Below are 25,415 nucleotides of genomic sequence, written 5' to 3'. Positions count from 1 at the left end.
GATACTTCAAATCCACGGGGCTGACAAGCTTGCAGCCCGAACTTTGTCGTTAGAATTCAAGAAGCAAAAAGGGTAAACCGAATCCGCGGGTTGCGGTTCTGCTTACCCTTCTTATGTTATTCCGCCGGGTACGAGCAGACGTAGTCAGTAACGCTGCGTATCTCCAGTTTAAATTTGGATTCGGCAGGCACGTGGAACGTAGCTTGACCTTGAATCTCTTGCCACTCTTCTTCTCCGGGAAGCAATACTTTCAGATCGCCGGACAGAATCTCCATAATTTCACGGGAATCCGTACCGAACTCATAACTGCCTGGAAGCATGATGCCCAGAGTCACTTTGCTGCCATCCCCCAAAATAACCGTTCTGCTGGTTACCTGACCATCATAATAAATGTTGGCCTCTTTCACTACACTGACTTGATCGAATTGTGACATGCGTACCCGCTCCCCTGAAGTTAATGAAAACAAAAGGCAAAACAGATCAGGGCGATAACGAGTCACCGCCCATGTTCTGCGGAAATAACTTGCTGCCATGGATCAGGACGGCATGATGCCCTCCCGACCATAGCAGCGCTTATGAAGCCATAAGTGCGTGTTCAAGGAGTCAGGTTTTCAGTACTTTCGGCTGAATCCCATATTCGACGCTGATGATGCCGGGAGGCATCCTTCGTAATCAAAAGCAGACTTTTTGAACAACCTCTATTACAGCAATGCTTTTACGCGGCTAACCACGTTGTCCACTGTAAAGCCATACTCTTGGATAACACGGTCGCCAGGCGCGGAAGCACCGAATGTGCTGATTCCGAGAATGTCACCTTGATCGCCAACATATTTCTCCCAGCCCATTGGATAAGCCATTTCAATGGCAAGACGAGCTTTAACATCCGGAAGAAGAACGGACTCTCTGTAAGCTTTGTCTTGTTTCTCGAACAGATCCCAGCTTGGCATGCTGATTACGCGAACTTGGATGCCTTGTTCTGCAAGTGCTGCTTGAGCTTTAACAGCCAATTGCACTTCAGAACCTGTAGCGATGATTTGTGCTACTGCTTTGCCATCTTTTGCATCAGAGACAACATAAGCACCACGTTTCACGTTCTCACGTGAACCTTCAACGGTACCTTCGAGGATCGGCAAGTTTTGACGAGTGAGTACGAGTGCAACCGGGTTGCTCTTGTTCTCAAGCGCGTAAGCCCAAGCAGCCGAAGTTTCGTTACCATCAGCCGGACGAATAACCGTCAGGTTAGGAATGATACGCAGGGATGCCAATTGCTCGATCGGTTCGTGCGTAGGACCATCTTCACCAACAGCGATACTGTCGTGAGTCAGAACATACGTTACAGGCAATCCCATCAGGGCAGCAAGACGAACAGCCGGACGCAGATAATCGGTAAATACGAAGAACGTACCTCCGAACACTTTCACACCGCTGTGCAGTGCCATACCGTTCATCGCTCCAGCCATACCGAATTCACGGATACCGAAGTATATGTTACGGCCGGAGTAATCTTCAGGTGTGAAGTTCTCCAGGTTGTTCAAGTGAGTCATTGTGGAGCTTTCCAAGTCAGCAGATCCACCTGTCAGTTGTGGCACGTTGTGTGCCAGACCGTTCAGCGCGTTACCGGACGCTACACGAGTAGAGAGTGCTTTGTCTGTTGCTGCATATTTAGGAAGATCACGGTCCCAACCTTCTGGAAGGTCGCCGTTAATCGCTGTTTCGAATTGAGCTGCCAGCTCAGGGTATGCTTTTTTGTACTCGGCAAATTTCTCGTCCCAAGCTTTGTTAGCAGAGATACCACGATCTTTTACTTGTGCAAAGTGATCGCGAACTTCAGCTGGTACGTGGAAGTTTTCTTCGTAAACCCATTTGTAATACTCTTTAGTCAATTTGGCTTCGTCTGCACCCAGTGGAGATCCGTGAGTACCGCCGTGGCCGCCTTTACCTTGTTTGTTCGGGCTACCATAACCGATAACCGTTTTAACTTCGATCAGTGTAGGACGCAGTGTATCTGCTTGACCTTCCTGAATTGCTTTTTCGATTGCAGGCAGATCGTTACCATCTTCAACGCGCAGCACTTGCCAGCCATAAGCTTCAAAACGCTTCGCGATGCTTTCGGAAGAAGACAGATCCAATTTACCATCGAGTGTGATGTCATTGGAGTCGAACAACATGATCAGTTTGCCCAGGTGCAAACGTCCAGCCAGGGAAGCTGATTCATGAGATACGCCTTCCATCAAGTCACCATCACCACAGATTGCGTATGTGTAGTGATCAACGACGTTGAATTTGTCTTTATTGTATGTTGCGCCCAGTTGAGCTTCAGCCATCGCCATACCTACAGCCATTGCAATACCTTGACCCAGTGGGCCTGTAGTTGCATCAACACCTGCAGTATGTCCGAATTCCGGGTGACCCGGTGTTTTGCTTCCCCATTGACGGAACTGTTTCAGTTCTTCCATTGGAAGATCATATCCGCTCAGGTGCAGCAAGCTGTACAGCAACATGGAGCCATGTCCTGCAGACAGGACAAAACGGTCCCGGTTAACCCAAGTTGGGTGGTCCGGGTTATGAGTCATCGTTTTTGCAAAAAGTTGGTACCCCATTGGAGCGGAGCCCATAGGCATACCCGGATGTCCGGAATTTGCCTTCTCAATTGCATCAATCGCCAAAGTACGTACGGTAGTGATCGACAGGTTGTCGATTGTAGTGTTCTCGTCTTTTTGAATCGCTTCGTTCTTGTCAGTCATGGTTTGTCCTCCTCATGTCTTTAGATAAGTCGGGTGCGCAAGCGAATCCCTCTCATCAATACAAGCAAATCGAATTTCACAATAAGTGAATCCGCTTGAGTGTTTCATTTTGACTTATTCACTTTTGTATTGTATCACTTGGCGTGAAGCTTTTCCATAACCTTCTTTGAGAAGTTCATGAAAAATAGGTGGTTTGTGATGAATAACCCTTGACCTATCAAGCAAAAATCGTGCTATACAAGGTACTAAATTCCAAAAGCAGCCTTAATAAGCCTCGCTGATCCATCGCATGAAGTATAACCTTTAACCTGAAAACCATGCATTTTTTAGATATTGATCCTCAATTCACTTATAATGTTCCTTAATATGGATTCGAAAATGTGGCTGTGGTTTATTTTCAGATGTAGACGCGTCAATCATAGGAGGTCGCGATCATGCCAGATCCTGCTGCTCACCCGTCCCCACTTGTAAAACACTCATTACCCTGGATATCGGGTATTTTAACGGGGCTTCTCTCGGGAGTTGTCCTGGGATTTTTCCTTAAAGTGATTCAGGGCTACACGGGTGAACAAGTATATACCCTGCTGCTAAATATCGATTTCGTACCTGGTCTTCCACCCACCTTGCCTGAATTCATTGAATTTTCTCTGCATCTAGTTGTGTCCGTTGTCATCGGGATCTTCTATGTGTGGTGGGTACAGCGTAAAGGGCATCCCATGTTCAAAGGAGTTTTGCTCGGTGCCGCCTCATCCCTGCTCTACATTCCACTCTCTCCATTGTCATCACGTGTGCCAGACCTCTACGATGTAGCCGCCATCCTCTACTGGATTGTTGGTCATCTGCTGTTTGGAATCGTGCTTGGCTTATGCGGAAAATATATCAACACCAAAAAAGCGACTCCCTTTTCGTGAACGAAGAGGGAGTCGCTTTTTTATTAGGCCAGAGTCTATTGCGTGGTTCCGAATCAACCTTGCGCAGTATTAAAGCATGAGCTTAAAATACAACGGTTTTATTCTCATGAACGAGAACACGATCTTCGACATGCCATTTCACGGCACGTGCAAGCACAACGCGCTCAATGGTACGTCCAATACGCTTCAGCTCCGTTACATCGTCCCCATGGCTTACACGCTGCACATCCTGTTCAATAATCGGGCCGCCATCCAGTTCTTCCGTAACATAGTGCGCTGTCGCACCGATGATTTTGACACCACGGTTATACGCTTGTGCATACGGTTTACCACCCACAAAGGCTGGCAGGAATGAATGATGGATATTAATGATTCGATTGCGATAGTGCTCAATGAACATTGGAGAGATGATCTGCATGTAACGAGCCAGAATGATCACATCCACATCGTTGCCGATGACGTCCAGTTGACGCTGTTCTGCTTCTTTTTTGGTATCTGCTGTAACCGGAATATGATGATATGGAATGCCAAATGATTCTACATAGTCCTTCATGTCTAAGTGGTTGCTGACGACTAGCGCAATATCAGCATCGAGGTCGCCTGCCTGCCATTGCCACAACAATTCAACCAGACAGTGATCTTCTTTGGATACAAAGATAGCCAGTTTCTTCTTGCGGCTAACCGCAGATAGCGTCCATTCCATTTGAAAACGGCTTGCCACTTCTGCAAAGTCTGCTTCCAGTTTCGGCAGGTTGTGAAGCAATTGCGGAAGATCAAACTCAATCCGCATAAAGAACATACCGCCAGCAGGGTCCATGGTGTACTGGTCCGACTGAACAATATTTGCACCATGCTGGTGCAGGAAATGAGATACTGCAGCTACAATTCCTGGACCATCCGGACAGGAAATGAGCATGCGCGCACGATCGGCGCGGTTTTTAGAATCAGGACGTACTTGTTTAGCGTGGATCTCCATCGGGTTATTCTTCCTCCTTCAATATAAGCCATGACCTGCGGGGTTAACCCGCAAGCCATGCAATCAAGCGATGATTCAGTTGTTCTTCATTCAAATGCGGGAACAAAGCCGCTTCAGTCACCATGTCATAGAGGCGTTCCAGCGGTTCGCGCGGATCTGCCTTTTTGGCTTTGGCATCATTTTTGAGCAATGTCCACACATCCAGAATGTATGAACGGGACTCAATCTCTTTACCTTTGAAAAAGTGTTGCAGCTGCTCCACTTCTGTCAGGAATTCCTGGCCAAATCGACCCGCAACATCCCCACGAAGCAGGGCAATCTCCACCTCATACATTGGACGCTGTGTCTTGGCCTCTTTGCCAATCCAAGGTGTCTCCAGAATAAATGGACGTCCTTGAAGCTTCTCATGGTTAACGATTCGGTTAATCGCCTCAAACCCAATCCAGCCAGAACCAATTGGTGTATGACGGTCCTTGTGCGCACCCACAGCATTCTTACTATCATTAATATGCATTACGGCAATGCGGTCAAGTCCCACCGTGCGATCGAATTGTTCCAGTACACCGTCAAAATCATTAACGATATCGTATCCGGCATCATGAATGTGGCACGTATCCATACACACAGTCAGGCGCTCGTTATACGTTACTTTCTCAATAATCTGGGCGATCTCTTCGAAACTGCGACCCATTTCCGTACCTTTGCCAGCCATGGTCTCCAGAGCGATGTTCACATCTGTCTCTTTCACACCTTCCAGCACTTCATTCAGTCCTTCTGCGATCCGTCCGATCCCATAGTGGGCATCTTTGTCTGTAAATGCACCAGGATGTAATACGATGTTTTTGACACCAATCGCATGTGTACGACGGATCTCTTCCTGTAGGAAATCTACAGCAAGTCTATACGTGTTGTCTTTGTATGAGCCAAGATTGATGATGTACGGTGCATGGACAACGATATCTTCCATCCCACCCTCTTGCATGGCAAGCTTGCCTTCTTCAATATACATGGATTCAATTGGCTTGCGACGTGTATTCTGCGGTGCACCCGTATATATCATAAACGAACTGGAACCGTACGAGGACGCTTCCTTCGTTGCACTCAATAATCCCTTGTCCGAAAAGGACACGTGGGAGCCGATTTTCAGCATTATTGATCCCCCTTAATCTGAATTATCCCTTATTCTAACGCGATTATCGAAATAAATCTAGAAATGCGCTATAATTCGGGATAGAGGCTATTTTTGACAGCTAATGATGTGGTACATGGGTAGGCGGAATCCGTCTTTCCGTGAAAATCAATGAACCGAGGTGACTCCGCAATGATTTTCGACTCCTACGCGATGATACTAACCAGCAGTTCCCCCAGCAATTGGTTTATGAATACGATCGCATTCTGGACTTTTGTATTGCTTGGCAGCATGTGTATTGGTGGATTTTTTATGATGCGCAAGTTTTTGAAAGTGCTCCCCAAAGCAGACGGTAAGTCCAAACTGGATTGGCAGAATTATTGGGTAGAAGCCAGCCGTCACTTGTGGACGGATGAAGCCAAAGCTTTTTTGGATCAACTTGTAGAACCTGTACCTGGGCCATTTCGTGACATCGCCAAACATTCCATTGCTGCAGAGATCGGTAAAATTGCAGTTGAAGACAACGCCACGGAAGTATCGAGAGATCATTGCATTAAAGGATACATTATTGCCACACCGAAGCGAGATAATAAGTTTTTGGTAAAATTCTTGGAGAAAAACAAAATCGATTATTCCCCTTATCAACATTTGATTAAATAAAATGCAAAGATGAGTTAAGCCCTATATAGATTTGGTTAATTTACACATAGGCTCCGTCAGGTAAGTCGTTCCCAGCAGGCATTGCTTACCGTCCGGGGCTGTTTGTCGATTCACGGGTGTATATCAGGCAGTGAAAAAACAGAGAGGATGTTGGATATGAGAATTGCCATTTGCGGAGGTACCGGATTTGTGGGAGGAGCACTTGTAGATTACTGGCTGCAAGCCGGGCACCATGTGAAAGTCATTACACGAAAACTGCCTGACTTGCATAATCCAAGTAAAAATCTTACATATATATCGTGGGAACAAGTCGAAGACCAACCTCACTTGCTGGAAGGTATGGATGCTCTCGTTAACCTTGCCGGAGAAACGCTGAATCAACGTTGGACAACCAAGGCGAAACTGGAGATTGTTGAATCCAGAGTAACGACCGTAGCACGGGTAGCCCGATTGGTAGAATCCCTGGAACAAAAGCCGGAAGTGGTTGTTCAGGCTTCTGCAATGGCCATCTATGGAACCTCCCCTAACGAAACCTTTGACGAGAGCAGTCCGCAAAAATCAATGAATTTTCCGTCCCGGGTCTCGGAGCAATGGGAGGTTGCTGCAGACGCAATCAAAAATGTACGACTCGTTAAAGTCCGGGTGAGTTTGGTTCTTGGACATAAAAGAGGGGCTTTTCCATTGATGAAACTCCCTTATATGTTGGGTGTTGGCGGCAAAATTGGCAGTGGCAAGCAATGGACTAGCTGGATTCACATTATGGATATTGTAAGACTTATTGATTTTAGCATCCAAAATAAACAAGTATCAGGTCCGGTCAATGCGTCCTCACCGAACCCTGTCACCAATGATGAATTCGGCCGTACCGTCGGCAAAGTGTATCATCGCCCTCACTGGTTCCCCGTACCCGGTTTCTTAATTAAAACCTTGGTTGGTGAACTATCCGTTGTTCTGCTGCAAGGACAAAGAGTCATTCCGCAAAAAGCTCTCGACCACGGATTCCAATTCACCTTCCCTACCTTAACCCAGGCCCTGGAGGATCTGAAGCACCGCGGCTTATCTGACTAATTGAATCACGAGAATGTGCCATGGCTTATCCAATCGACCGATAAGTATAGACTGATTCCGCAAGTGTAAATGTGTCTCCATCGGCCAATGGATACTCCTTATACGGAGCAAGAATATTGCCCTGAAGAATGGTTCCATTGACGGAACCCAGATCCTTAATGACATAGCCCGATTTGTTCCGGCTCAATTCCACATGAGCACGGGACACCCCGGTTGCTGTGTCCACCCACTGAACCATGTCTGCTGATCTTCCGATGACAAAAGATGCTCCTTGCACATCCATCCGTTCATTTTGGCCACCACTGCCAGATTTTCGTTCAAGATAATAAAACGCCATTCCTGGGCCTTCCCCTGTAAAGTTACTTTTAGCCAGGTTCTGCAAGTTCACGGTTGCTTCCGGAACTGTATCATGTGGGATTAGCTCTGAAGTTGAAGCTTTCGTTTCCACATGGTGCTGTGCGAACGGTGGTTCAAAAGGTTCAGGAGTCATATGCATAGGTTGATAATGGGAATGAGCACTTCCTTCTAAAACTGATTCCGTCGCTTGTTTTACACGTTCCTCTTTCCTATCAGCAATATTCCAGCGCCAGCTTTCCTGAAATTGTTCCTCTTCATCTTCCGTTTGCTTCCCTTTATTCTTAACGAAATTAAATGAAAAAGACCGCTTGTTCTCTGGTTCATCCTGAGGATTTCCCCTTCGCTTCCACGTCCATCCTGCTATACCAAGAAGGCCAAGGCTTAGTACCATGCACAGAATCATCTGCGTCTGTCCCGGTTGCTCCATGTAAATAAATCTCCATACCAATGCCATGGCAACCATGCAGCCCAGTATGATATAGGTTACTTTGGAAGTTCCGGGCTTTTCCTCTACTTCCATATCAACAGGCTCTATCGAATCAGAATCATACGGGGTACTTCGTCTCTTATCCATGCTGTTTGAGCTTTCTAATGAAGATTGCTCAGGTGAATGCTTGCCTGAAAAGCGAGACCTCACTGGAATGTCTTCTACTACGGATTCACTTGTTTTCTGCGTCTGACGAAAATTTAGCCCAGGCTCCGCAGCAGCGTTTGGAACAAGAACTCTCGGTTGATATGGCCGAGAATTACGAGTAGCTTGTCTGCTATCCGGCTCAGCAATCGACGAATGCAGATTACCTCTTGACTCATCGCGTGTTTCCGAAGTTCTGGACGAGAGAAATGCTGCGCCACCTCCACTGTCTTGTTCGTCTGCGTATAATTCCAGCAGGAGTTCTCGCAACTGTCTGATATCCCAGTGTTCGTTGTCACACAACTGTAGAACACGCTGAATGCCTTCTCCCTGCAGTTCCTGTACATGGGCCATCAGCCTAATTACCAGCTCACGGAATTGCTGAGGCGTTGGATCAACTTCAACCGTATCCATGATCGGTACATAGACCATCCCAAGCTCACCTTGTTCGAATGAACCGTTGATGAACAAGTACTCCTCCTGGATCAATAATTTACGAGGCTCCAGCATATATTGTCGGCATTCCGTGAAGGCATCGGCTAGCTGGAACAACAGATCATACAGAACACGCAACTTGATTTTGCATGACTTTAACACCTGGGATAACATCTTGTACCCTGATATGTCGTACTGCAAAGTCACATTTCGATCTACCTCCCGAATATGAACAGGAAGGAGTCGCGGAATCTGATTGGAGGACAACATCCCCATTTGTACACGGCTCAATTCTTCCATTCGCAAGCCGTCCTCTTTCTCCAAAACCATAAACGCTCCGCCGTTACGAATAAAATCTCTCGTTAATCCATACATGCCAATCCTCTCTTTCCATGTTATATAGGTCAACTAAAGAAAGTTACACTGGGCACTACGATGACGGAACAACCTTCCGATCGCTGTTATCCCCAGATTTCCTTACTCCTTCACTTAGTGGAAAAGTCCTGAAATAAGCACTGTGATGTACCCGGGCAATACGGCCAGCATAAATGGAAACTTCAATGTCTTATCTGTGTTCAGCAACTTGAGGGAACCCAACATGAAGAATCCCGCAAGATTTCCTGCTATGCCTCGAATCCGTTTCGCTGAGTCCTTGCGAAATAGAAGTATCAATAAACCGATAGCTCCTGCATACAAAACGGAGTAAATAATCACATGAATGCCAAAAGCAAATCCCGTCCATGCGCCAATCCCACCAAATAATTTCACATCTCCTGCCCCTACTGCGCCAATCGCATACATCAGAAACAAAATACCAAAACCTGCTGCAAATCCAGCGGCCGAGAACAAGAAACCATCCCAACCTCCCCATATGATATGGGCCAGTACACCAGCAATAGTCACGGGTAAAGTCAATCGATTTGGAATTTTCATGGATCGAATGTCAGTAATAAAAGCTGCAATAATGTATATGCCACAGGCAATGTAGAACCACTCCACTCTATCATCCCCTTCCTTATTTTCTGGAAGCCACGTTAAACGTAGTCTCTGTCTTGGTACCGTCCCCTGTCTCGACTACAAAACTCCATGTCCCTTCTGTTGTCCGAGTGCCAACAAACCAGGTCCATTCAATTATTCCATTCTCATCTGCGGTGGCCCATCCGATATGCTTCGCAGAACTTTCACCTGACTTGTAAAATATCGTTAAGTTGGCGGTGGCTCCTGGCTCTACCTTGACCTTGATCGTTGCATTGTTGCCTATGTAAGCCGGGTCGGGCTTCGACAGTACCGTTGCAGAACCCGCAGTCCCCCCGTCTCCTGCGCTGCCGTCTGATCCTTCTCCGGTATCTCCAATCCATACCCGCTCTGCCGCAGCAGCCTGTATCCGAAGCGGTTTACTGAGAAATGGAACTTTTACCGGCAATTCATAACTAAGTTCAAGTCGGAAATATGGATTTGTTTTGTTCTTGAGATCAGGTATTGATATACCATTTACATGAACACGCTCCATATTCAGCAGAGTTGGCTCGATAAATGGTTGAATCAGCGGTTTTACCGTGGGATCAAGCGCGGTTTCCAAGACGGATGTCTTGATCTCCTGTAGTGGTTGTTCACCACTGGCCGCTGCTGAACGTACCCAATCACTTAATGGCTCGGGCAGAGAAGAAGCATAACCTTCTACCCATTCCGTCAGAGACAACTCCGGTATCTTCCACCCTCCTCCAGAGCCTTCACCTCCGGCAGAATCAGAAGGTGTGAAAGCAAGGGAAACGGGATATATTTTCGTTGATAATTGCTTCACCGCTTCCCCTGCCGTGCTCTGTAGCGCTGTGGAGATTAGAGTCATTTGCACAATGAAGATGAGAAACATGATAAAGAACAGAAAAACAGGTAAGACCAGTGATGCTTCCAGAACCATGCTGCCCTGTTCCTTTTTCGGAGAACATATCCGCTTATTCAGAGACTTCAGACGTTGCAATCTGATTATTCTGGTTAAACGAATCTGTAATTGTGCGCTTTCTTTTTCATATTGTTGCTGCTTATCCATAATCCCTCCACCGAAACGATCCTGATCATTTAATAGGAATAATCCGCCTTCCGCTCAATGAAATATCGCCCATCTTCAACCTGGTCCGCACTCCCCATAACTGCACCGATGCTTCTAACCACCCCTGGCAAAAACCACAGCTTGATGCTGCTGCGCATGTTACCCGAAGCGTACGTCTGTTTCTCATCTGGGTTCACACCCGTATTCAATCGAATTAACGCCAGCATTCTGGACATTTTGCGTTCATTATTGCTGTGCATCAAGAGGAACAATCGAAGATGGTCCCTGTACGTCAATTTGACTTTGATATATTTGGACAGTTCCACACTGCCCTCTTTTGCCAGTTTCACCATATCCGCAATGGCGTTTGTAATCCCGTATAAGATGGCTGCTGATAAAACCAAAAGAGGATTCCCCAGCTTGCTATGCTCAATTAATCCTTCTGCGGTTCGAATAGCTAGGCGCATCCCGAAGATTTCCGCATATGCCGCAGCGATGTTACCCGAAGGATTATGAAACCCGTAAACGATATACTCCAGTTCCTGATTCTCCAGTTTGAAAACATCACCAGCATCTCCACCACCTTCAGTCCAGGTTAATAGCTGACCAAAATCCATGGAATTGAAATAGGCTAGAGCGTATTCATTCTGGAACAATTCGTCACCTAGGCTATCCAGCAGACCTGACATCCCGCCAAACAAACTGTCCATTCCCTTCATGGCTTCGCCACCAGAATCATAGGGATCACCAGCGATTTCTGCTTTTTTGGCTTCCTCACGACTAGCCTCGTTAAACGCAATGTTAGCGTTGTAATACTCCTCCAGCTGTTTGAAAGCGTCCATGGCACCTGAACTTCCATTCTCAATCTGCGACAAGATTCGTTTAACTTCTTTTAGTTTTCCTTTGGATTCTTTGTCATTTGCTTTGCGCTGGGCATCCGAACCGCGACCACTCTCCAGCTGTTGCTTACTCTGTTGGATGAGGTTGGCAGGACCGCTGCGCACATAGATGTCCATATATCGTTCCGTTACCTGACTTGCCTGTCTGATCGCAGGTTTAATCGGAACACTACTCATACCCGTGACGCTGCGAAGCAGTGTATTCAATTCCATGTTGTCTCTTCTAACGTTAGAGAAGTCTGAATTCTGGGAAAGCACTCGTGCCTTCAACTGGTCAAACAGGCTATCTGCCCTCACAAGCTCCGAAGCAAGAGAACGTGTACTTTTGGCTTCAGTTCCTGATCCTGTTGATGCAGGACTTGTTCCAGGCAAATTCGAGTTGCTCACGTTGTCGTAACTGGCATTCTCCGAACGGTTCTCCCCCTCCGCGATCACACGTTTCATTTCCTCATTGATCATGCGTGCTTCCTCGATCTTGGACTGTGCTTCCTCCAGCTTCGTTTGATGGGCCTGTAAAGCGGGCTGTATGATCATGCTGATGCCTGTCACCACATTCCCAACACCCGTCCGATAACGAGCCAGTTCCAATATGTATTGTTGCTCTCTGAACGGCAGTCCCTCATCTGCCCTTTGCTTGTTCAGATAATCTGTATAACGTGCCGCCACTTCCGCAGCTGTCTCCGGTGTATCTTCCAGCATCTCATCGTAGATGGCCTGTGAAGGCGGATCCATGATTAACTTCGGTAAACTCTTCAGCTTCTCCGCAGATTCCGTCTGATTGGCAATGGCCTCATCCAACAACTCTTCACGTTTGTCATATAACTTTTGTAATTTCTTCAGCAAGTCTACTGTGTGGGCAGCTTCCTTCATCTCATCCGACATCGGTTTGAACCGATTGATCACTTCAAGGGTAAAATCAACCGGAGCCCGATACTTCATATCCTCCTGAATCTGGCGATTAAATATATCGTATCTGCCCAGTTCACGCTCCATGCTCAGCGAAGTTGTATCCCACTGGATATCCAGAATGGGGAATCCATCTCTTACGGATGAAGGCTTCACACTATCATTCAGTACTTTCGCCATAATCGCATCCCCACTGCTGTCACCATACCCGAATAAACCATACTCCCGTAGTGAGGTGTCATAGGCTGACATGACCGATCGCATCGCAGCATGAGTCATTCGTTCGGTCTGCACCTTAAAGGCAGCAATACGAGCATAATCAATGAATATAGCGACAAACATATAAACTCCGGCCAATATTAATATTAAAAAAAGGGTTACGGCTCCCAACTCACCGTCTTTTTTTCTAAACAGCTCCGCCCTCCTCCTTTTCTCACTTTTTGCTTTTGCCAAAGTGCTGCACAACCTGTCCAGCCTCTGCCGCTGTACTGGTCGCCGCACCACCCTTGCCTTTAAACTTGGCTGCGTAATAACGGACCAAGTCTACCGTTCGAATGAATTCCACCGGTTCAACAACTGCGGATGATCCTTGAGTGAGAACACGGTTACCTGAATCGAACAAAAAAGAAGGAAGAGGTAAAGAAATTACCTGGTCCAGCTTGGTTGTTACTTTCCGCTGAATCAGAGAATTCTGATACTCAATTGTTCCTTTCATGGCTGAAGGCATATGTTGAACTGCTTGTGCTAATTTCTGTTCCGAGAGACTTCCGCCTTCACCAGCAGGTATTGATGCGCTAACCTGATTGTCCGCCCCCGCCCAGCCAAACAGCGCTCCAAGCATCCGATCATCCGTCAGTCTCCAGTACAGATTGTCATGTTCTCCAGCGACAAACTCACCTGTCATCGCCTGTTTGTGACTGTTGTCCCAGCTATAAGCTGCACGCTCAGAAGCTGCATAGGCATGTTGATTCAGGAATGTTTTTTGATACATGTACATGGTGAAAAAGAGCAATAACACAAGAATAAACAGCACAACAGGGAAGACCAGGGAGGCTTCAACGGTGAAGCTCCCCTCTTCCTTTTTGAACTTGTTATTCGAAGAATTCATTACTTTTATTACTCACATTAGTTAACAGTCTTTCTACCAATTTTTTAATTTGGTCTTTAAAAATCAAAGCAATAATGATAATAACCCCGATGATCAGAATCAGCTCCAACGTGCCGAGTCCGTCCTCTTCCTTCCAAAATGCGTTGACCTTGTTCTTCAATACTTCCATCATCCCAATTCCTCCTACATATTCATCATCATAAAAGCAGGTGCACCGATCATAACCACAATCGTAAAAAAGATAAGTACCATCGGAAACACCAGTTTGGAAGAAGCCTGTTCTCCCTTCGCCCGACTGACAGCTTTGCGTTTCTCCCACAACACATGTGACAGATCCCGCAGCGCCAATACAAAGTCACCTCCCCCACGCCGGAAATTCAGCAGCACCGTTGTTGTAAAAATCGTGACTTCCTGTACACCGCAGCGGCGACTGAACTGTTCAAATGATTGTTGAAACGAGTACCCATTATTCCAATCTCCCACAGTCTTTCTGAGTTCGTTGTACAGCGGATGATCTCGTCCCCCCTGGCTTGTGACACAGTGAACGATGGCACGCTGAACGGTCTCCCCAGCGCCCACTAATAGAACGATTCGGTTCAATAGCTCAGGCAGCTCCATAAGGATGTCCTGATCTCTCCGCTGAACCTTGGTATTGAGGTCTTTATAGAGTGCAAAAGGTAAAGCTATCCCTAACGCGAGTCCACCCACCATACCTCCGATGCCCATATCTCCAACAAGTGTTAACAGACAACCTGCCAGTAACATAAGCCACGTGTAGGTTAACATTTCAGCGCAATAGAGCATCGTTTTCTCCCCACTGTGCTGTATGCCATACATTTTCTGAATGGCATGTTGCATCCGAAACATGAGCACAGGCAATCTGCGTCCAATCTCGAACTTATCCAATATAAACAGGAAGGGACCATGCAACTTCTTCAGTCGCAATCCTTCCATATCCAGCTTGCGCAGATGCCGGTAGGTCTGTCCCCGGGTTCGATCCAGCACCAGCCATCCCGCTCCGAGCATCCCTGCGACTATAACGGGAAGCAGCATCGTTTCAGCTCCTTATACTTTGATATCCATAATGCGATTAATCCACAGATAACAGCAGGCGAGTACTGCCAAGGCACCGGTAGAGATGAAGTAACCCATCCCGCTATATAACGGCTCCATAAAGTCCTTGGCGGTCAAATTCAGAAAAATCAGAAAAATAAAAGGAGCGGCAAACATGACTTTGGATTCAAATTTTTTCTGTGCCACTGCGACCATAATATCCTGCTGAATATCCAGCTTTTCCCCTATAACAGCCGAGGTGCGGCGCACGACTTCAACCAGATCCCCGCCAGTTCGTTTGCACGTAATGAACACATCTGCAAAATTCGTAATATCCTCAATCTGCGCCCGATCCGAGAAATCCTGTAGTGCTTCTTCAATCGGTTGTCCATACTCCATCCGTGTCCGCAATATCGTGAACTCACGAATCAGATCGGTATCCGCTTCCGGGTTCAACATCCGTAGATCCTCCACGGACTCCTTGAATCCATTTTCCACCGATTTGCCTGCGGCAAGTGCCGAAGATAATGCATATAACGCTTGCTTAAAATGTAAACTGAGTGTCATTCTTTTTCTTTCCAGCAGCACTTTAGTCCAATGTTTTGGTACCCATATACAACCCACAGCCAGTATTGCTCCAGCCAACCAGTGATGGTAGAACAGAATTCCGATGCCAAAAAACAGCAGACCGCTAATCAGCATACAGACTATTCGTTGTCTTCGGGAAAGCGTATATACGGTGTAATCCGTCAACATCTGTCTGGCTTCACCCAACAGTAATCACCTTCCAATGACTTTAATTCACGTTGTTATCTGATGAATCTGGTTCAACACTATATTGTTCTATGTATCCATCCAGCCATTCCCCAAGCCCAGCCATCCAAATTTTATCCACCTGAATCAACTTTCCAACCTGTAATAGTCCACCAATAATTTTACCTTCACGCTCTTCTTGTTCCTGGAAACGAAACAGTGGATTCAGCAAAACCTCACCGTTCTGCATGCCAATCACTTCACTAATCTCTGTCACCCGCCGTGAGCGATCTCGTAGCCGGGACAGATGTACAAAAATATCGATTGCTGAACTAATCTGCTGCCTTACAACCGCAATGGGAAGATCCGCACCACTGAGTACCATCGTTTCCAATCTGCTAATCATGTCCGAGATGGTATTCGCATGCCCAGTTGATAAAGATCCATCATGACCTGTATTCATGGCCTGCAACATATCCAAAGCTTCTGCGCCCCTCACCTCACCAATCACAATCCGGTTCGGACGCATCCGTAAGGAAGACTTGATCAGATCCCGAATGGATATCTGCCCCTTGCCTTCGGTGTTGGCATTTCGCGTTTCCAGTGATACCAGATTCGGTACCGTAACAATCTGTAACTCAGCCGAATCCTCAATGGTAATAATTCGCTCATCGGCAGGAATAAACTGGGATAATGCGTTTAAAAAGGTCGTTTTTCCCGATCCGGTCCCCCCTCCAATGAAGATGTTGTATTTGCTCCGTACCAACTGCTGCAATAATTCTGCCGCTTCTTCATGCAGGGCTCCCTTTTCAATCAGATCAGACATCTTCATCGGTTCACTGGGGAATTTACGAATCGTCATCGTGGGGCCTTTCAAGGCAATAGGAGGCAACACGATATTGACGCGTGAACCATCCTTTAAACGGGCATCTACGATTGGAGAAGACTCATTCACAATCCGGTTCACACCAGACACAATCATCTGAATTATATCTTCGAGCCGTTCTCTGGATTCAAATTCAAGGGTGATCCGGCTGACTTCACCTGCCTGCTCCACAAATATCTCCTTGTGACTATTAATCATAATCTCCGTAATATCGGGATGATCCACGAGCGGCTGCAAAATATCCAATCCACGAAAGGAGTCAAACAATCGCTGTACCAGCGTATGACGCTCTCCTGAGGTCAGATCGTCCAGCTTCGGGTCTGTGAGAACTTTGCGTTCTATCCCCTGCCACAGTTCATCATCTCCTGCTGAAGAGGTTAAATCGAGCCCGGCCCTGACTTCCCTGCGCATCATCTGAAACTGTTCTTCACGATCCAGTATTCTATTGGATGAATCCGTCATAATGGCCACCGATCATGCTTCTGAATTCGTCCCGTCTGCTTCAATTCTTCTTCGCCATCTTGTACCAACATGGCACATAACCTCTTCACTTCACGTTGGAAAATCGGAGAACTAAGCATGACTTCTTCCTGACTAAGCTGTTTCCAGGAAGGGATATAGGGCAACACTGCATCCAGATGCAGATCAGGGCGCGGGAGGGCATTGATAACATTGTCCCGATATTTGTTAACCACAAAGTGTGAACGGTCCAACATGCTCTCGTACAGATCTGGCTTCGTACGCTCGGCATGCTGTAACCATTGTCCCCATCGATGCATGGCTGATATATCATCCTCAACCAGCCAGACAAATGAATCTGCTGCATCCAGCATCCCTTCACTGCGCCCATCCCAACCGGAATCCCCATCCAGAATCAGCACGTCATATTGTCCGCAATCCATTAAATAACGAAGTAAATTGGACGTATCTTCACGAGTCATTTGCAACAGTTCTTTCCGATTCGATAATGGCCAGAACACATCGGATTTCAGGGCTTCATGCCGGACTACATATTCATCTACGCCCTTCGATTGCACTTGTAACTGCTTACCGGATTCCTTTCTGCCCACTTTCAGATCGTATAACAGGCGCGACAATCCCGTTTCCGCATCCGGGTGGCGCTGCCCACTTCTAGTTAGTCCCTTCTCCAGAAAAGGGAGCGTACTGTCCAGCGTCTCCAGATTCAGATAGAGAACAGCATAACCTGCAAGTCCCAATTGCTTTGCCATATGCAGGGCTACTGCCGTTTTGCCACTTCCACCCGAAGCGGATACGACTCCTATGGAGAGTGTCTCTTGCCCCGAATGATGTATCTTCTTGCGACGTGGCTGCCGGCAAGCATGCATCACAGCATCCAGCAAAGCAGGCAAGGGTTGGTATTTCATCAGCCGCTTGGCCTCTTCCACCTCTTCCATGCCTTCACTAAGCATTAGCCAAGGTATACCTGATACTGCTCCCCCGTTATTAAGCCAGTCATTCAGAAACTCCGGCTCCGCAATAACCAGATCCGGTAATTCCTGACCTTCTTGCTCATTCATATGCTCCCTGAACGAATCCCCTTGGGAGAAAGCCGAGAACCGCACATGGAGACCAGAAGAATTCCCTTGTACATAATCAAGCCAGGCGCTAATATAATCTCTATCCTTTGACACCAGAACAACCTTCAGTACAATCAATTTTTCCTTCCCTCCCTGTCAAAAAGCACAAAAAAGCACCGTCCAATAACCGCATGAATATGCAGTATATGGACGGTGCTTCCGTCACGTGCTATGAATGTATGGATAATATAGCATACAATTTCTGGGGGAGCAAGGGATTTATTCTAACCCTTCATCCTTAGGATTCATAGGGTGAATCAAACTCAATAATGTTACGGTCAGGATCAAGTACAAAAATCTGTGCGAAGCCCGCTACACTATCGGGTCTTGCTTCGTACTCAATTCCCTGCTGTTCCAACCAAGCAATAGTCCCAGAATAACTGGTCACCCAGATTGCAAAGTGGCCGTCTGTTGTATCAATCCCAGCTTCACGCAGCGTGTGACCCTCTGGGTGCTGTAACAGATGAAGCTGCTGGCTGCCGATGGCATACCATGTACCTGTGGAGCGGAAAGCCGGACGTTCAATCTCCTGCATTCCCAGTAACCCCGAATAGAATTTTTTTGCGATTTCCAGATCACGTACAGCCAGACTAACATGGTGGATGTGTGCGTATTCAATCATCTTGTGTATCCCCTCTCTGATTAACATGACTATACTATAACATCTTGAACATTAACCATAACCTCCGCAAAAAAGAAAACACCCCTGACTCTGATCTCCTAAGCCTCGAGGCTCACACAGATCCAGTTCAGAGGTGCTGCAAACGATATGCACTGATGCTCCCTTAAAGCATTGAGTTCATCTTCAACATATCACTTGGCATAACCCGATTATTTAGCGCTATCCAATGCTTCTTGTGGAATCTTGATCTCTTCCACTTGATCGTGGTTAGAAAATGTACTGTTCATCTTCATGTCCATCGTCATTTTCTGTCCATTCTGTTCCATCTCCATGACCATGGCTACATCTGTACTTGCAGGCAAGTAGGTTTCTTTGTTGATCATGTATTTCATCTTCATGCTCGTGATATTCATCTGATCAAGCATGGCTTGCATCTGAGCATCCGATCCATTTTGCTCCATTACGGCTTTGGCCAGTTCTTTCACATTATCACCGGATACATCAGCGTTAATCACATAATTGTCGCCTTCTTCGGTTACTTCAGTATCTTCTTCGATCTTTTTGAATTGCTCTAATTCACCTTCAGGATTCATGCTTGCTTTCATCTGCTCAATCAATGCAGCAGTTTGAGCTTCAGGAATCGCAACCCATTGATCCCCAACTTGGGAGTAGATTTTATCCGAAGTGATATACTGCTTCACGTTCTGAGCTTCCTGTCCCGACATTTCCATATTCATCTCTTGATAGATCATCATTGGATCTTTGATAATATCCATCTTGAGCGATGTTTTAACCTGTTGATCCTGAGACTGTTCACCAGCATCCAGTTTCAGATTCTGATCAATGTTTGCTTCAGTTGTGAAGCTTTTCATTTCTTTCGTTGCTGCATTGGTTTTGGAAATCAGCTCGTCCAGAGTAGGGATTTTTGTCTGCTGCTCTGCAGGTGTATTCCCCTCGTTGGTCGTTTCGTTGTTCGTCGCTGGCGGCGTTGCCGTGTTATCTGTGTCGTTACCGCATGCTGCCAAGCTTACTGCTAATAATGCCCCGATAAATAATGTAGTCCACTTCTTCAAGTTATTGTCCTCCCAAAATAGATATGATCTGTAGTCATTACCCAATTATTTCCGTTATTAATCATAAAAATCGATCTTTGATCTCCGGTGTAGGCAACATGCATGCTTCATCCTTGCCAAACCAGCGATAACGGTTGCGAGCAACCCAGTTATAGACTGCATTACGAATAAATTTCGGTACAACAATGAACACATATAATAATGGATAAGGAAACTTCAGACCTTTAGCCAATCGCAGTGCGGCGGTTGAACGTGTATAGTATTTTCCATTTTCAATCAGAACAAAAGTGTCCATACTGTCTGTCGATAAATTACCCTTCGCCAGCAGTTCCTTGGCTACATCTGATTGGAGCGAGGCAAAATGATATTTTCCTTCCGGGTCACGCTTGATAATCCATTTGGTTAAGCCCTGGCAGAAGTGACAGACGCCATCCACCAGTACGATGGGATGTCCGTGATGCACATCCGTTTGATTTGCTGTCATATTGGCTGCCTCCTATTGTTGCGGTTAGAGTAACTTACCCAATCTGGGCCATCTTGTTCACTAATTCTATTTTTTTTCTAGAGGTCATTCAAAAAAAACTGAAAATCGCTCTTTTTGAACACAGATTACTGGGAAATAAAAGAAAAAGAGCGCAGGCATTGTGCCTACGCTCGTATCTTGTCCGACAATTACTCAGCAATTGCCTTTTCCATCCATTGGTCATCGATCATTTGTTGATGCAGGTCACTTGCCCACTGGTCCATACATTTGCAAATGAAATCTTTGCGACATACTGGACAAGGCGTTTTCTGCAGACGGCTGATATTGGTCATCTTCCATTCGGGAGAACGGGAGTAGAATACACGGCATTTTGTACCGTCTACCAAATTCATTTTGAATTCGTACAATCCGTCTTCCTTGTTACCATAAGCTAATTCTAAATCTGCAATACGCGGTCTATAAGACATGGATATCACCTGTTTAATTCAAATTTGGTTCATGCAATGACACTACTCAGTACTAAGTTATATTAAAGAAAATTCAGTTCAATGTCAACTCGCGCATGTCTACCCGCCAAACAGAATATCCAGAATTGTCCCTACCTGCCCTTGTTTTTTACCTTTCAAAACATCCGGATCAAATACTTCAACATAGCCGCAGGAAGCACAGGTCACGAACAGGTAGTGGTTATGTTGTATATCAAACATCTTGCTCAGGCCAGCTCCTGACATGGAAATTTCCTTAATGTTACAATCCGTGCCCCTGCATTTCGTACATACAAATCGGCGCTCGATCATCTCTTCAATACTCATCTTCGTTCCCCCTTTATGGAATGTGTAGCATGAAGTGGGAGTGCAAGTATGTAAAATAGTACGCGATCCGGCATCTAATCTCCTGCATCATGTCCTTATATTATAATCAACAACAAAACCCTGCCGATTGCCAGCAGGGCTTTGTAATCGAACATCAGGTATTAGCAATACCCCTGCTCTATATGTTCCCCTTTACTTGCGGGAGTCGAATCTTAGACTACGTTCAATACAACATCAATGTTACCACGTGTCGCTTTGGAATACGGACAGAAATCATGTGCCTTGCGCGCCAGATCTTCTGCTTGACTGTGATCGACACCAGGCATACTCACGTCCAGGCGAACAGATAATTGGAAACCGTCATCCGCAGGGTCTTTACCAATGGATACGTTACTTGTAACGACCACATTCTCCAATTTTACACCTGCTTTACGTGCTACATTGGCAAGTGCACTTTCATAACATGCTCCATATCCAGCGGCGAAGAGCTGTTCAGGGTTGGTACCTTCACCACCGGAACCACCAAGCTCTTTGGGCATTTTCAGATCATGTTTGAGTACGCCATCCGAAGAAGTCACCGAACCTGTACGTCCACCTTTAACTGTCGCTACTGCTGTATATAAAGCTTCCATTTAGAATCTCTCCCTTATCCATATAGTTTTTAACTGCCTTGCTTTCAATTTAAACTTCTGGCTCATTTTGAAACGCAAGTTGTATCTTTATCAGCTTTTACAACTTTATTATTTTCATGCATTTTAACACCATGGCTGTATTTTTCCTGAGGTTGGGTAATATACGAAGGGGCTTTTACGAATTAGAACCGAAATTTTGTGTTAATACATAAAAGTTGCACTAGACAAAAATTATTGAAGGAGTACAATGTAACAATAAACATAAAAATTTAGATATATCATGCGCGGTTTGTCCCGCATCAATATTCCAAAGTCAGGTGATTATCGTATGAGTAAAAAAAATCCGTTCAACGCTCCTTCAAGAGAATCATTGTCTACTGCAGGCATGGCCCCTTCCCTTGGAGAAGCGCATAGCTCCATGAAAGTTCCGCAGAATGCTGCATGGTGGAAAAAATTTCTCGCCTTCGTTGGCCCAGGATACCTCGTTGCCGTAGGTTACATGGACCCTGGCAACTGGGCAACAGATATCGCAGGCGGCTCGCAGTTCGGGTATACCTTGTTATCCGTCATCCTGCTCTCGAACCTGATGGCCGTTGTACTTCAATCGTTGGCTGGAAAACTCGGCATCGTCACTGGACGGGATCTGGCTCAAGCCTGTCGTGAACGCTTCAGCATGCCTGTTGTCATGATGTTATGGATTCTGTGCGAACTTGCCATTGCAGCTACCGATCTGGCTGAGGTCATCGGTTCTGCCATCGCGTTAAAGCTGTTATTCAACATCCCCATGTTGTACGGTGTTATCATCACCGCAGTTGATGTACTTCTGATTCTGGTGCTGCAAAATAAAGGCTTCCGCGCCCTGGAAACTCTCGTTATTGTGCTGATGGCGACCATTGCCCTCTGCTTCGGGATTGACCTGTTCCTGGCAAAACCGGATATGGGCGGTGTTCTCCATGGTTTTGTCCCAAATGTGGAGATCCTGCAGAACCCTGCCATGCTCTATATTGCCATTGGTATTATAGGAGCAACCGTGATGCCGCATAATCTGTATCTGCATTCTTCCATTGTGCAGACGCGTCAGATCGAACAGACACCACAGGGCAAAAAAGAAGCGATTCGTTATTCGACCATGGACTCTACAATCGCGCTGACACTCGCCTTGTTCATCAATGCGGCCATCCTGATTGTATCCGCTGCTGTATTCCATAGTGCCGGCATGACACAGGTTGCCGAGATCGCAGATGCCTACCATCTGCTGACACCTCTATTGGGTACAACGGTTGCAAGTATCCTGTTCGGTGTGGCGTTGTTAGCATCAGGTCAGAATTCTACCCTTACAGGGACACTCGCTGGACAGATTGTGATGGAAGGCTTCCTGAACATTCGAATTCCAGCTTGGCTGCGCCGACTGGTCACACGTCTGATCGCCATCATCCCGGCGGTAATTGTCACAGCGATTGCAGGAGAACACGGCACAGAAGAACTGCTCATTTTGAGCCAGGTTGTGCTGTCGCTTCAATTGCCTTTTGCGGTAATTCCCCTGGTGATGTTCACGAGTGACAAAAAAAGCATGGGGGCATTCGCCAACAAATTGTGGCTCAACATCATTTCATGGGTCATTGCCTCGATTATCGTGGTGCTGAATATCTATCTGATCATTCAAACGATCCGGTTATTCTAATCACGTTCTTATTGATAAAATACTAAAAAGGCTGATCAACTCCGGTATTCGATACCAGATTGATCAGCCTTCTTTTATTAATAATCACCTAATCCTGATTCGGCACCAGTAACGGCAGGAGTTGATCCAATGAATCAACAGTCCAATCCGCACGTTCGTCCTCCGATCGGTCTGGCTGGAATCTTCCGTAACCTTGCATAATTCGAATCGTACGCATGCCCAGCTTCCGAGCAGGTATAATATCGTTATCGATCCGATCCCCGACCATGACGGCTTCCTCTGGCGTACATCCTGCCTGTTTCAGGGCCACCGCGTATAACTCCGGATCTGGCTTGGACACCCCTTCTTCAGCCGAGCAGGCCAGAACATCAACATACTTCCGCAGTCCGTAACTCTCCAGTCTCTCTTCCGTTCCGGGACTCTGATTGGCAATAATGCCAATGCGATAATACCGTGACAACTGCTGGAGAACGGAATCCGCTGAAGGAAAAGGACGTTCAAGATCTTTTTGAAACTTCAGCTTGTCCTGAATCTGTTTCTGGTGTCCCTCGTCGTCAACGAATGTGCGAATCGCCACTCTCATAGGCCATTGCTCATAACTTTGGTAACAGTTCGCGAACAGTTCGCGTACCGCCTCAATCTTTACCGGATACCCCAAAGCACAGGCTTCGCGGACGAACTGTCCGATAATATCATCAACCGGCTCCCATTCATCCACCAGCGTATCTCCAACATCAAAAAACAACCACTTTAATCCACCTACATCCGGCACGCCAATTCCTCCTTGTAAGCATAAAAAAGAAGACTCACCATCTTGCATGAGTCTCCTCAAATTTCCGTTTATCGATACATTCAATTATAACAGGCACCTTACACCTGAGCAATCACAAGCTATGGCATTAACCATTGAGGAGAAAGCCGACTTCCCCATTGAGTGAATATACAATCCGGTCTGCGCCCATGCCCCGATAGATGCCCTTTGGATGACTCTGTTCCGTAATGACGCACAGGGATTTCGATGTCCATGAACGGCAGATCTGTAAATAACGGCAAGTCAGGTTCAGGCTGTTCTCAAAAATAAACACGTTGCCCACGCTGCCCTGCGGCAAAAACCATTTTTGAGCTGCAGCCGTATTCATGCGAATGACATGCTCTACCCCGATTCTACGGAGTCTGCGCTCTTCCCCTGCACTGTTGGTTAGAACGGCAAACGGCATTTTTTTGTACATCAGCAATTTGATAAATTTGCGTCCTGCTTCATTTGGAGCAGTCACTAAGATCATCTCAGTATCCATCATTCGTTCCTCCCTTGGCGTGAAAAGACAACAAAAAAGAAGCGTGGGGGACCAAGGCCTCCCGAACGCTTCTTAAAGAATCCATGGCGAAAACACCATGAACCAGCGTACGGCTTGTTGCCTCTCCCTTTAACGCTTACGAGGTTAGCTGACGGATTCGGGCGCGAGAGTCGCCCTATTTCCGGCTGTCACCGGAAAATTCACCCCATGAATGCCTACTGTCCTGGACAGCGCATTCTGTTGGTTCCCCCGTTTCCCACTCATGACTGAATGGAAACTCAGCGATTAAAACATCGTTCGTATATCTTAAGATCAGATCGAGCGATATTATCGTTTGTTTCGTTTTTCAGGTACAATTTAGTTTAAATTGAAATTACGTTATGAATCATACACCCGTACCATGACGGTGTAAAGTCCGTACAGATCACCGAATCGACAGATTTTCGCCAATACCGATCCATAATAACGCTTACAACATGGTTATACTCTATCCATCTCTTCAAGGCTATCTAATTCTCACTCTGACGAAAGTCACTTCGCATTTCATTCACGTATTCTGCACAACTTGCCCGTTTTGGTTCTTTTAACACCATATTAGTTTTGCATTATTTAATTGCATCCAATATAATAAGAGGTATCAGATGATATCATGGAG

The 25,415-nt window shown here is 46.3% G+C and carries 26 protein-coding genes and 1 riboswitch; of the genes, 4 read left to right on the top strand and 22 right to left on the bottom strand.

The window, feature by feature from the left end:
• Window positions 1–116: 116 nt before the first annotated feature.
• Window positions 117–434, bottom strand: a complete 318-nt coding sequence (locus ACTHPG_RS02565) for a pyrimidine/purine nucleoside phosphorylase (protein ID WP_017689983.1) — start codon at window positions 432–434, stop codon at window positions 117–119.
• 267 nt (window positions 435–701) lie between these two features.
• Complete coding sequence (gene tkt, locus ACTHPG_RS02560; protein WP_133386785.1) at window positions 702–2,744, bottom strand: transketolase; 2,043 nt, start codon at window positions 2,742–2,744, stop codon at window positions 702–704.
• Between the two features lie 434 nt (window positions 2,745–3,178).
• Between tkt and ACTHPG_RS02555 the strand changes: the two genes are divergently transcribed.
• Window positions 3,179–3,655, top strand: a complete 477-nt coding sequence (locus ACTHPG_RS02555; protein ID WP_440387522.1) for a hypothetical protein — start codon at window positions 3,179–3,181, stop codon at window positions 3,653–3,655.
• An 82-nt stretch (window positions 3,656–3,737) separates the two neighbouring features.
• Here ACTHPG_RS02555 and purU read toward each other — a convergent pair whose 3' ends face one another.
• Together purU and ACTHPG_RS02545 are read right to left on the bottom strand one after the other, a co-directional pair.
• Window positions 3,738–4,631: a formyltetrahydrofolate deformylase gene (gene purU / locus ACTHPG_RS02550; protein WP_339303542.1), complete on the bottom strand. Its 894-nt coding sequence runs from the start codon at window positions 4,629–4,631 to the stop codon at window positions 3,738–3,740.
• A gap of 43 nt (window positions 4,632–4,674) precedes the next feature.
• Window positions 4,675–5,781, bottom strand: coding sequence for a deoxyribonuclease IV (locus tag ACTHPG_RS02545; protein WP_149846393.1), 1,107 nt, complete (start codon window positions 5,779–5,781; stop codon window positions 4,675–4,677).
• A gap of 171 nt (window positions 5,782–5,952) precedes the next feature.
• Here ACTHPG_RS02545 and ACTHPG_RS02540 point away from each other — a divergent pair, with 171 nt between their 5' ends.
• Both ACTHPG_RS02540 and ACTHPG_RS02535 read left to right on the top strand, forming a co-directional pair.
• Window positions 5,953–6,420 carry a DUF2621 domain-containing protein gene (locus tag ACTHPG_RS02540; RefSeq protein ID WP_339785490.1) on the top strand — a complete coding sequence of 156 codons (468 nt, stop codon included), beginning with the start codon at window positions 5,953–5,955 and terminating at the stop codon, window positions 6,418–6,420.
• A 156-nt stretch (window positions 6,421–6,576) separates the two neighbouring features.
• Window positions 6,577–7,488: a TIGR01777 family oxidoreductase gene (locus ACTHPG_RS02535; protein ID WP_440387520.1), complete on the top strand. Its 912-nt coding sequence runs from the start codon at window positions 6,577–6,579 to the stop codon at window positions 7,486–7,488.
• Between the two features lie 25 nt (window positions 7,489–7,513).
• Here ACTHPG_RS02535 and ACTHPG_RS02530 read toward each other — a convergent pair whose 3' ends face one another.
• The 16 genes from ACTHPG_RS02530 to ACTHPG_RS02455 all read right to left on the bottom strand — a co-directional run bounded on the left by ACTHPG_RS02530 (window position 7,514) and on the right by ACTHPG_RS02455 (window position 21,784).
• Window positions 7,514–9,286 (bottom strand): DUF6382 domain-containing protein, encoded by a 1,773-nt coding sequence (locus ACTHPG_RS02530; RefSeq protein WP_440387518.1) that lies wholly within the window; start codon window positions 9,284–9,286, stop codon window positions 7,514–7,516.
• Between the two features lie 114 nt (window positions 9,287–9,400).
• Window positions 9,401–9,910, bottom strand: coding sequence for an A24 family peptidase (locus ACTHPG_RS02525; RefSeq protein ID WP_440387516.1), 510 nt, complete (start codon window positions 9,908–9,910; stop codon window positions 9,401–9,403).
• Window positions 9,911–9,926: 16 nt separating this feature from the next.
• Entirely contained in the window at window positions 9,927–10,958 is a 1,032-nt protein-coding gene (locus ACTHPG_RS02520; RefSeq protein ID WP_440387514.1) for a pilus assembly protein, read from the bottom strand.
• Window positions 10,959–10,987: 29 nt separating this feature from the next.
• On the bottom strand, window positions 10,988–13,105 hold the full coding sequence (locus tag ACTHPG_RS02515) for a hypothetical protein (RefSeq protein WP_440387512.1): 2,118 nt from the start codon (window positions 13,103–13,105) through the stop codon (window positions 10,988–10,990).
• Between the two features lie 91 nt (window positions 13,106–13,196).
• A complete protein-coding gene (locus ACTHPG_RS02510) occupies window positions 13,197–13,871 on the bottom strand; it encodes a TadE/TadG family type IV pilus assembly protein (RefSeq protein ID WP_440387510.1) in 675 nt (224 codons plus the stop codon).
• A complete protein-coding gene (locus ACTHPG_RS02505; RefSeq protein ID WP_047842034.1) occupies window positions 13,855–14,043 on the bottom strand; it encodes a Flp1 family type IVb pilin in 189 nt (62 codons plus the stop codon). The genes ACTHPG_RS02510 and ACTHPG_RS02505 overlap by 17 nt, the downstream gene beginning before the upstream one ends.
• An 11-nt stretch (window positions 14,044–14,054) precedes the next feature.
• Window positions 14,055–14,924 (bottom strand): type II secretion system F family protein, encoded by an 870-nt coding sequence (locus tag ACTHPG_RS02500; RefSeq protein ID WP_440387508.1) that lies wholly within the window; start codon window positions 14,922–14,924, stop codon window positions 14,055–14,057.
• 12 nt (window positions 14,925–14,936) lie between these two features.
• On the bottom strand, window positions 14,937–15,680 hold the full coding sequence (locus tag ACTHPG_RS02495) for a type II secretion system F family protein (RefSeq protein ID WP_440390100.1): 744 nt from the start codon (window positions 15,678–15,680) through the stop codon (window positions 14,937–14,939).
• Between the two features lie 40 nt (window positions 15,681–15,720).
• On the bottom strand, window positions 15,721–17,025 hold the full coding sequence (locus ACTHPG_RS02490) for a CpaF family protein (protein WP_440390098.1): 1,305 nt from the start codon (window positions 17,023–17,025) through the stop codon (window positions 15,721–15,723).
• Window positions 17,022–18,239, bottom strand: a complete 1,218-nt coding sequence (locus tag ACTHPG_RS02485; protein WP_440387506.1) for a nucleotide-binding protein — start codon at window positions 18,237–18,239, stop codon at window positions 17,022–17,024. Before ACTHPG_RS02485 ends, ACTHPG_RS02490 begins: the two co-directional genes overlap by 4 nt.
• A 160-nt stretch (window positions 18,240–18,399) precedes the next feature.
• The gene (locus ACTHPG_RS02480; RefSeq protein WP_440387504.1) at window positions 18,400–18,783 is read right to left on the bottom strand and encodes a VOC family protein; all 384 of its coding nucleotides are present in this window, start codon (window positions 18,781–18,783) and stop codon (window positions 18,400–18,402) included.
• Window positions 18,784–18,992: 209 nt separating this feature from the next.
• Window positions 18,993–19,856, bottom strand: a complete 864-nt coding sequence (locus ACTHPG_RS02475; RefSeq protein WP_440387502.1) for a DUF6612 family protein — start codon at window positions 19,854–19,856, stop codon at window positions 18,993–18,995.
• 61 nt (window positions 19,857–19,917) lie between these two features.
• A complete protein-coding gene (locus ACTHPG_RS02470) occupies window positions 19,918–20,340 on the bottom strand; it encodes a thiol-disulfide oxidoreductase DCC family protein (RefSeq protein ID WP_440387500.1) in 423 nt (140 codons plus the stop codon).
• 188 nt (window positions 20,341–20,528) lie between these two features.
• On the bottom strand, window positions 20,529–20,807 hold the full coding sequence (locus tag ACTHPG_RS02465) for a hypothetical protein (RefSeq protein ID WP_253431871.1): 279 nt from the start codon (window positions 20,805–20,807) through the stop codon (window positions 20,529–20,531).
• Between the two features lie 99 nt (window positions 20,808–20,906).
• A complete protein-coding gene (locus ACTHPG_RS02460; RefSeq protein WP_440387498.1) occupies window positions 20,907–21,152 on the bottom strand; it encodes a zinc ribbon domain-containing protein in 246 nt (81 codons plus the stop codon).
• 212 nt (window positions 21,153–21,364) lie between these two features.
• A complete protein-coding gene (locus tag ACTHPG_RS02455) occupies window positions 21,365–21,784 on the bottom strand; it encodes an organic hydroperoxide resistance protein (RefSeq protein WP_017690005.1) in 420 nt (139 codons plus the stop codon).
• Between the two features lie 385 nt (window positions 21,785–22,169).
• Between ACTHPG_RS02455 and ACTHPG_RS02450 the strand changes: the two genes are divergently transcribed.
• Window positions 22,170–23,465, top strand: coding sequence for an Nramp family divalent metal transporter (locus ACTHPG_RS02450; RefSeq protein WP_440390096.1), 1,296 nt, complete (start codon window positions 22,170–22,172; stop codon window positions 23,463–23,465).
• A gap of 88 nt (window positions 23,466–23,553) precedes the next feature.
• On the opposite strand, the gene ACTHPG_RS02445 is transcribed toward ACTHPG_RS02450, so the two are convergent.
• On the bottom strand, window positions 23,554–24,237 hold the full coding sequence (locus ACTHPG_RS02445; RefSeq protein WP_440387497.1) for an HAD family hydrolase: 684 nt from the start codon (window positions 24,235–24,237) through the stop codon (window positions 23,554–23,556).
• A 127-nt stretch (window positions 24,238–24,364) separates the two neighbouring features.
• Window positions 24,365–24,763: a hypothetical protein gene (locus ACTHPG_RS02440; protein WP_235193755.1), complete on the bottom strand. Its 399-nt coding sequence runs from the start codon at window positions 24,761–24,763 to the stop codon at window positions 24,365–24,367.
• A 115-nt stretch (window positions 24,764–24,878) separates the two neighbouring features.
• Window positions 24,879–25,054, bottom strand: a riboswitch (cyclic di-AMP (ydaO/yuaA leader).
• Between the last annotated feature and the right edge of the window lie 361 nt (window positions 25,055–25,415).

This window comes from Paenibacillus sp. SAF-068 (assembly GCF_051967555.1).
Lineage (GTDB): Bacteria > Bacillota > Bacilli > Paenibacillales > Paenibacillaceae > Paenibacillus.
The sequence above is the reverse complement of the archived record's forward strand: the minus strand, read 5'-3'. Positions and strand labels throughout refer to the sequence as shown.

What these genes read in the sequence shown, in the direction of transcription:
- ACTHPG_RS02530 (WP_440387518.1), bottom strand. Translation starts at nt 9,286, where the DNA reads ATGTATGGATTAACGAGAGATTTTATTCGTAACGGCGGAGCGTTTATG.
- ACTHPG_RS02545 (WP_149846393.1), bottom strand. Translation starts at nt 5,781, where the DNA reads ATGCTGAAAATCGGCTCCCACGTGTCCTTTTCGGACAAGGGATTATTG.
- ACTHPG_RS02450 (WP_440390096.1), top strand. Translation starts at nt 22,170, where the DNA reads ATGGCCCCTTCCCTTGGAGAAGCGCATAGCTCCATGAAAGTTCCGCAG.
- tkt (WP_133386785.1), bottom strand. Translation starts at nt 2,744, where the DNA reads ATGACTGACAAGAACGAAGCGATTCAAAAAGACGAGAACACTACAATC.
- ACTHPG_RS02565 (WP_017689983.1), bottom strand. Translation starts at nt 434, where the DNA reads ATGTCACAATTCGATCAAGTCAGTGTAGTGAAAGAGGCCAACATTTAT.
- ACTHPG_RS02465 (WP_253431871.1), bottom strand. Translation starts at nt 20,807, where the DNA reads ATGTCTTATAGACCGCGTATTGCAGATTTAGAATTAGCTTATGGTAAC.
- ACTHPG_RS02535 (WP_440387520.1), top strand. Translation starts at nt 6,577, where the DNA reads ATGAGAATTGCCATTTGCGGAGGTACCGGATTTGTGGGAGGAGCACTT.
- ACTHPG_RS02440 (WP_235193755.1), bottom strand. Translation starts at nt 24,763, where the DNA reads ATGATGGATACTGAGATGATCTTAGTGACTGCTCCAAATGAAGCAGGA.
- ACTHPG_RS02520 (WP_440387514.1), bottom strand. Translation starts at nt 10,958, where the DNA reads ATGGATAAGCAGCAACAATATGAAAAAGAAAGCGCACAATTACAGATT.
- ACTHPG_RS02495 (WP_440390100.1), bottom strand. Translation starts at nt 15,680, where the DNA reads ATGTTGACGGATTACACCGTATATACGCTTTCCCGAAGACAACGAATA.
- ACTHPG_RS02510 (WP_440387510.1), bottom strand. Translation starts at nt 13,871, where the DNA reads ATGAATTCTTCGAATAACAAGTTCAAAAAGGAAGAGGGGAGCTTCACC.
- ACTHPG_RS02500 (WP_440387508.1), bottom strand. Translation starts at nt 14,924, where the DNA reads ATGCTGCTTCCCGTTATAGTCGCAGGGATGCTCGGAGCGGGATGGCTG.
- ACTHPG_RS02470 (WP_440387500.1), bottom strand. Translation starts at nt 20,340, where the DNA reads ATGACAGCAAATCAAACGGATGTGCATCACGGACATCCCATCGTACTG.
- ACTHPG_RS02555 (WP_440387522.1), top strand. Translation starts at nt 3,179, where the DNA reads ATGCCAGATCCTGCTGCTCACCCGTCCCCACTTGTAAAACACTCATTA.
- ACTHPG_RS02480 (WP_440387504.1), bottom strand. Translation starts at nt 18,783, where the DNA reads ATGATTGAATACGCACACATCCACCATGTTAGTCTGGCTGTACGTGAT.
- ACTHPG_RS02455 (WP_017690005.1), bottom strand. Translation starts at nt 21,784, where the DNA reads ATGGAAGCTTTATATACAGCAGTAGCGACAGTTAAAGGTGGACGTACA.
- ACTHPG_RS02460 (WP_440387498.1), bottom strand. Translation starts at nt 21,152, where the DNA reads ATGAGTATTGAAGAGATGATCGAGCGCCGATTTGTATGTACGAAATGC.
- ACTHPG_RS02540 (WP_339785490.1), top strand. Translation starts at nt 5,953, where the DNA reads ATGATTTTCGACTCCTACGCGATGATACTAACCAGCAGTTCCCCCAGC.
- purU (WP_339303542.1), bottom strand. Translation starts at nt 4,631, where the DNA reads ATGGAGATCCACGCTAAACAAGTACGTCCTGATTCTAAAAACCGCGCC.
- ACTHPG_RS02490 (WP_440390098.1), bottom strand. Translation starts at nt 17,025, where the DNA reads ATGACGGATTCATCCAATAGAATACTGGATCGTGAAGAACAGTTTCAG.
- ACTHPG_RS02505 (WP_047842034.1), bottom strand. Translation starts at nt 14,043, where the DNA reads ATGATGGAAGTATTGAAGAACAAGGTCAACGCATTTTGGAAGGAAGAG.
- ACTHPG_RS02515 (WP_440387512.1), bottom strand. Translation starts at nt 13,105, where the DNA reads ATGTTTGTCGCTATATTCATTGATTATGCTCGTATTGCTGCCTTTAAG.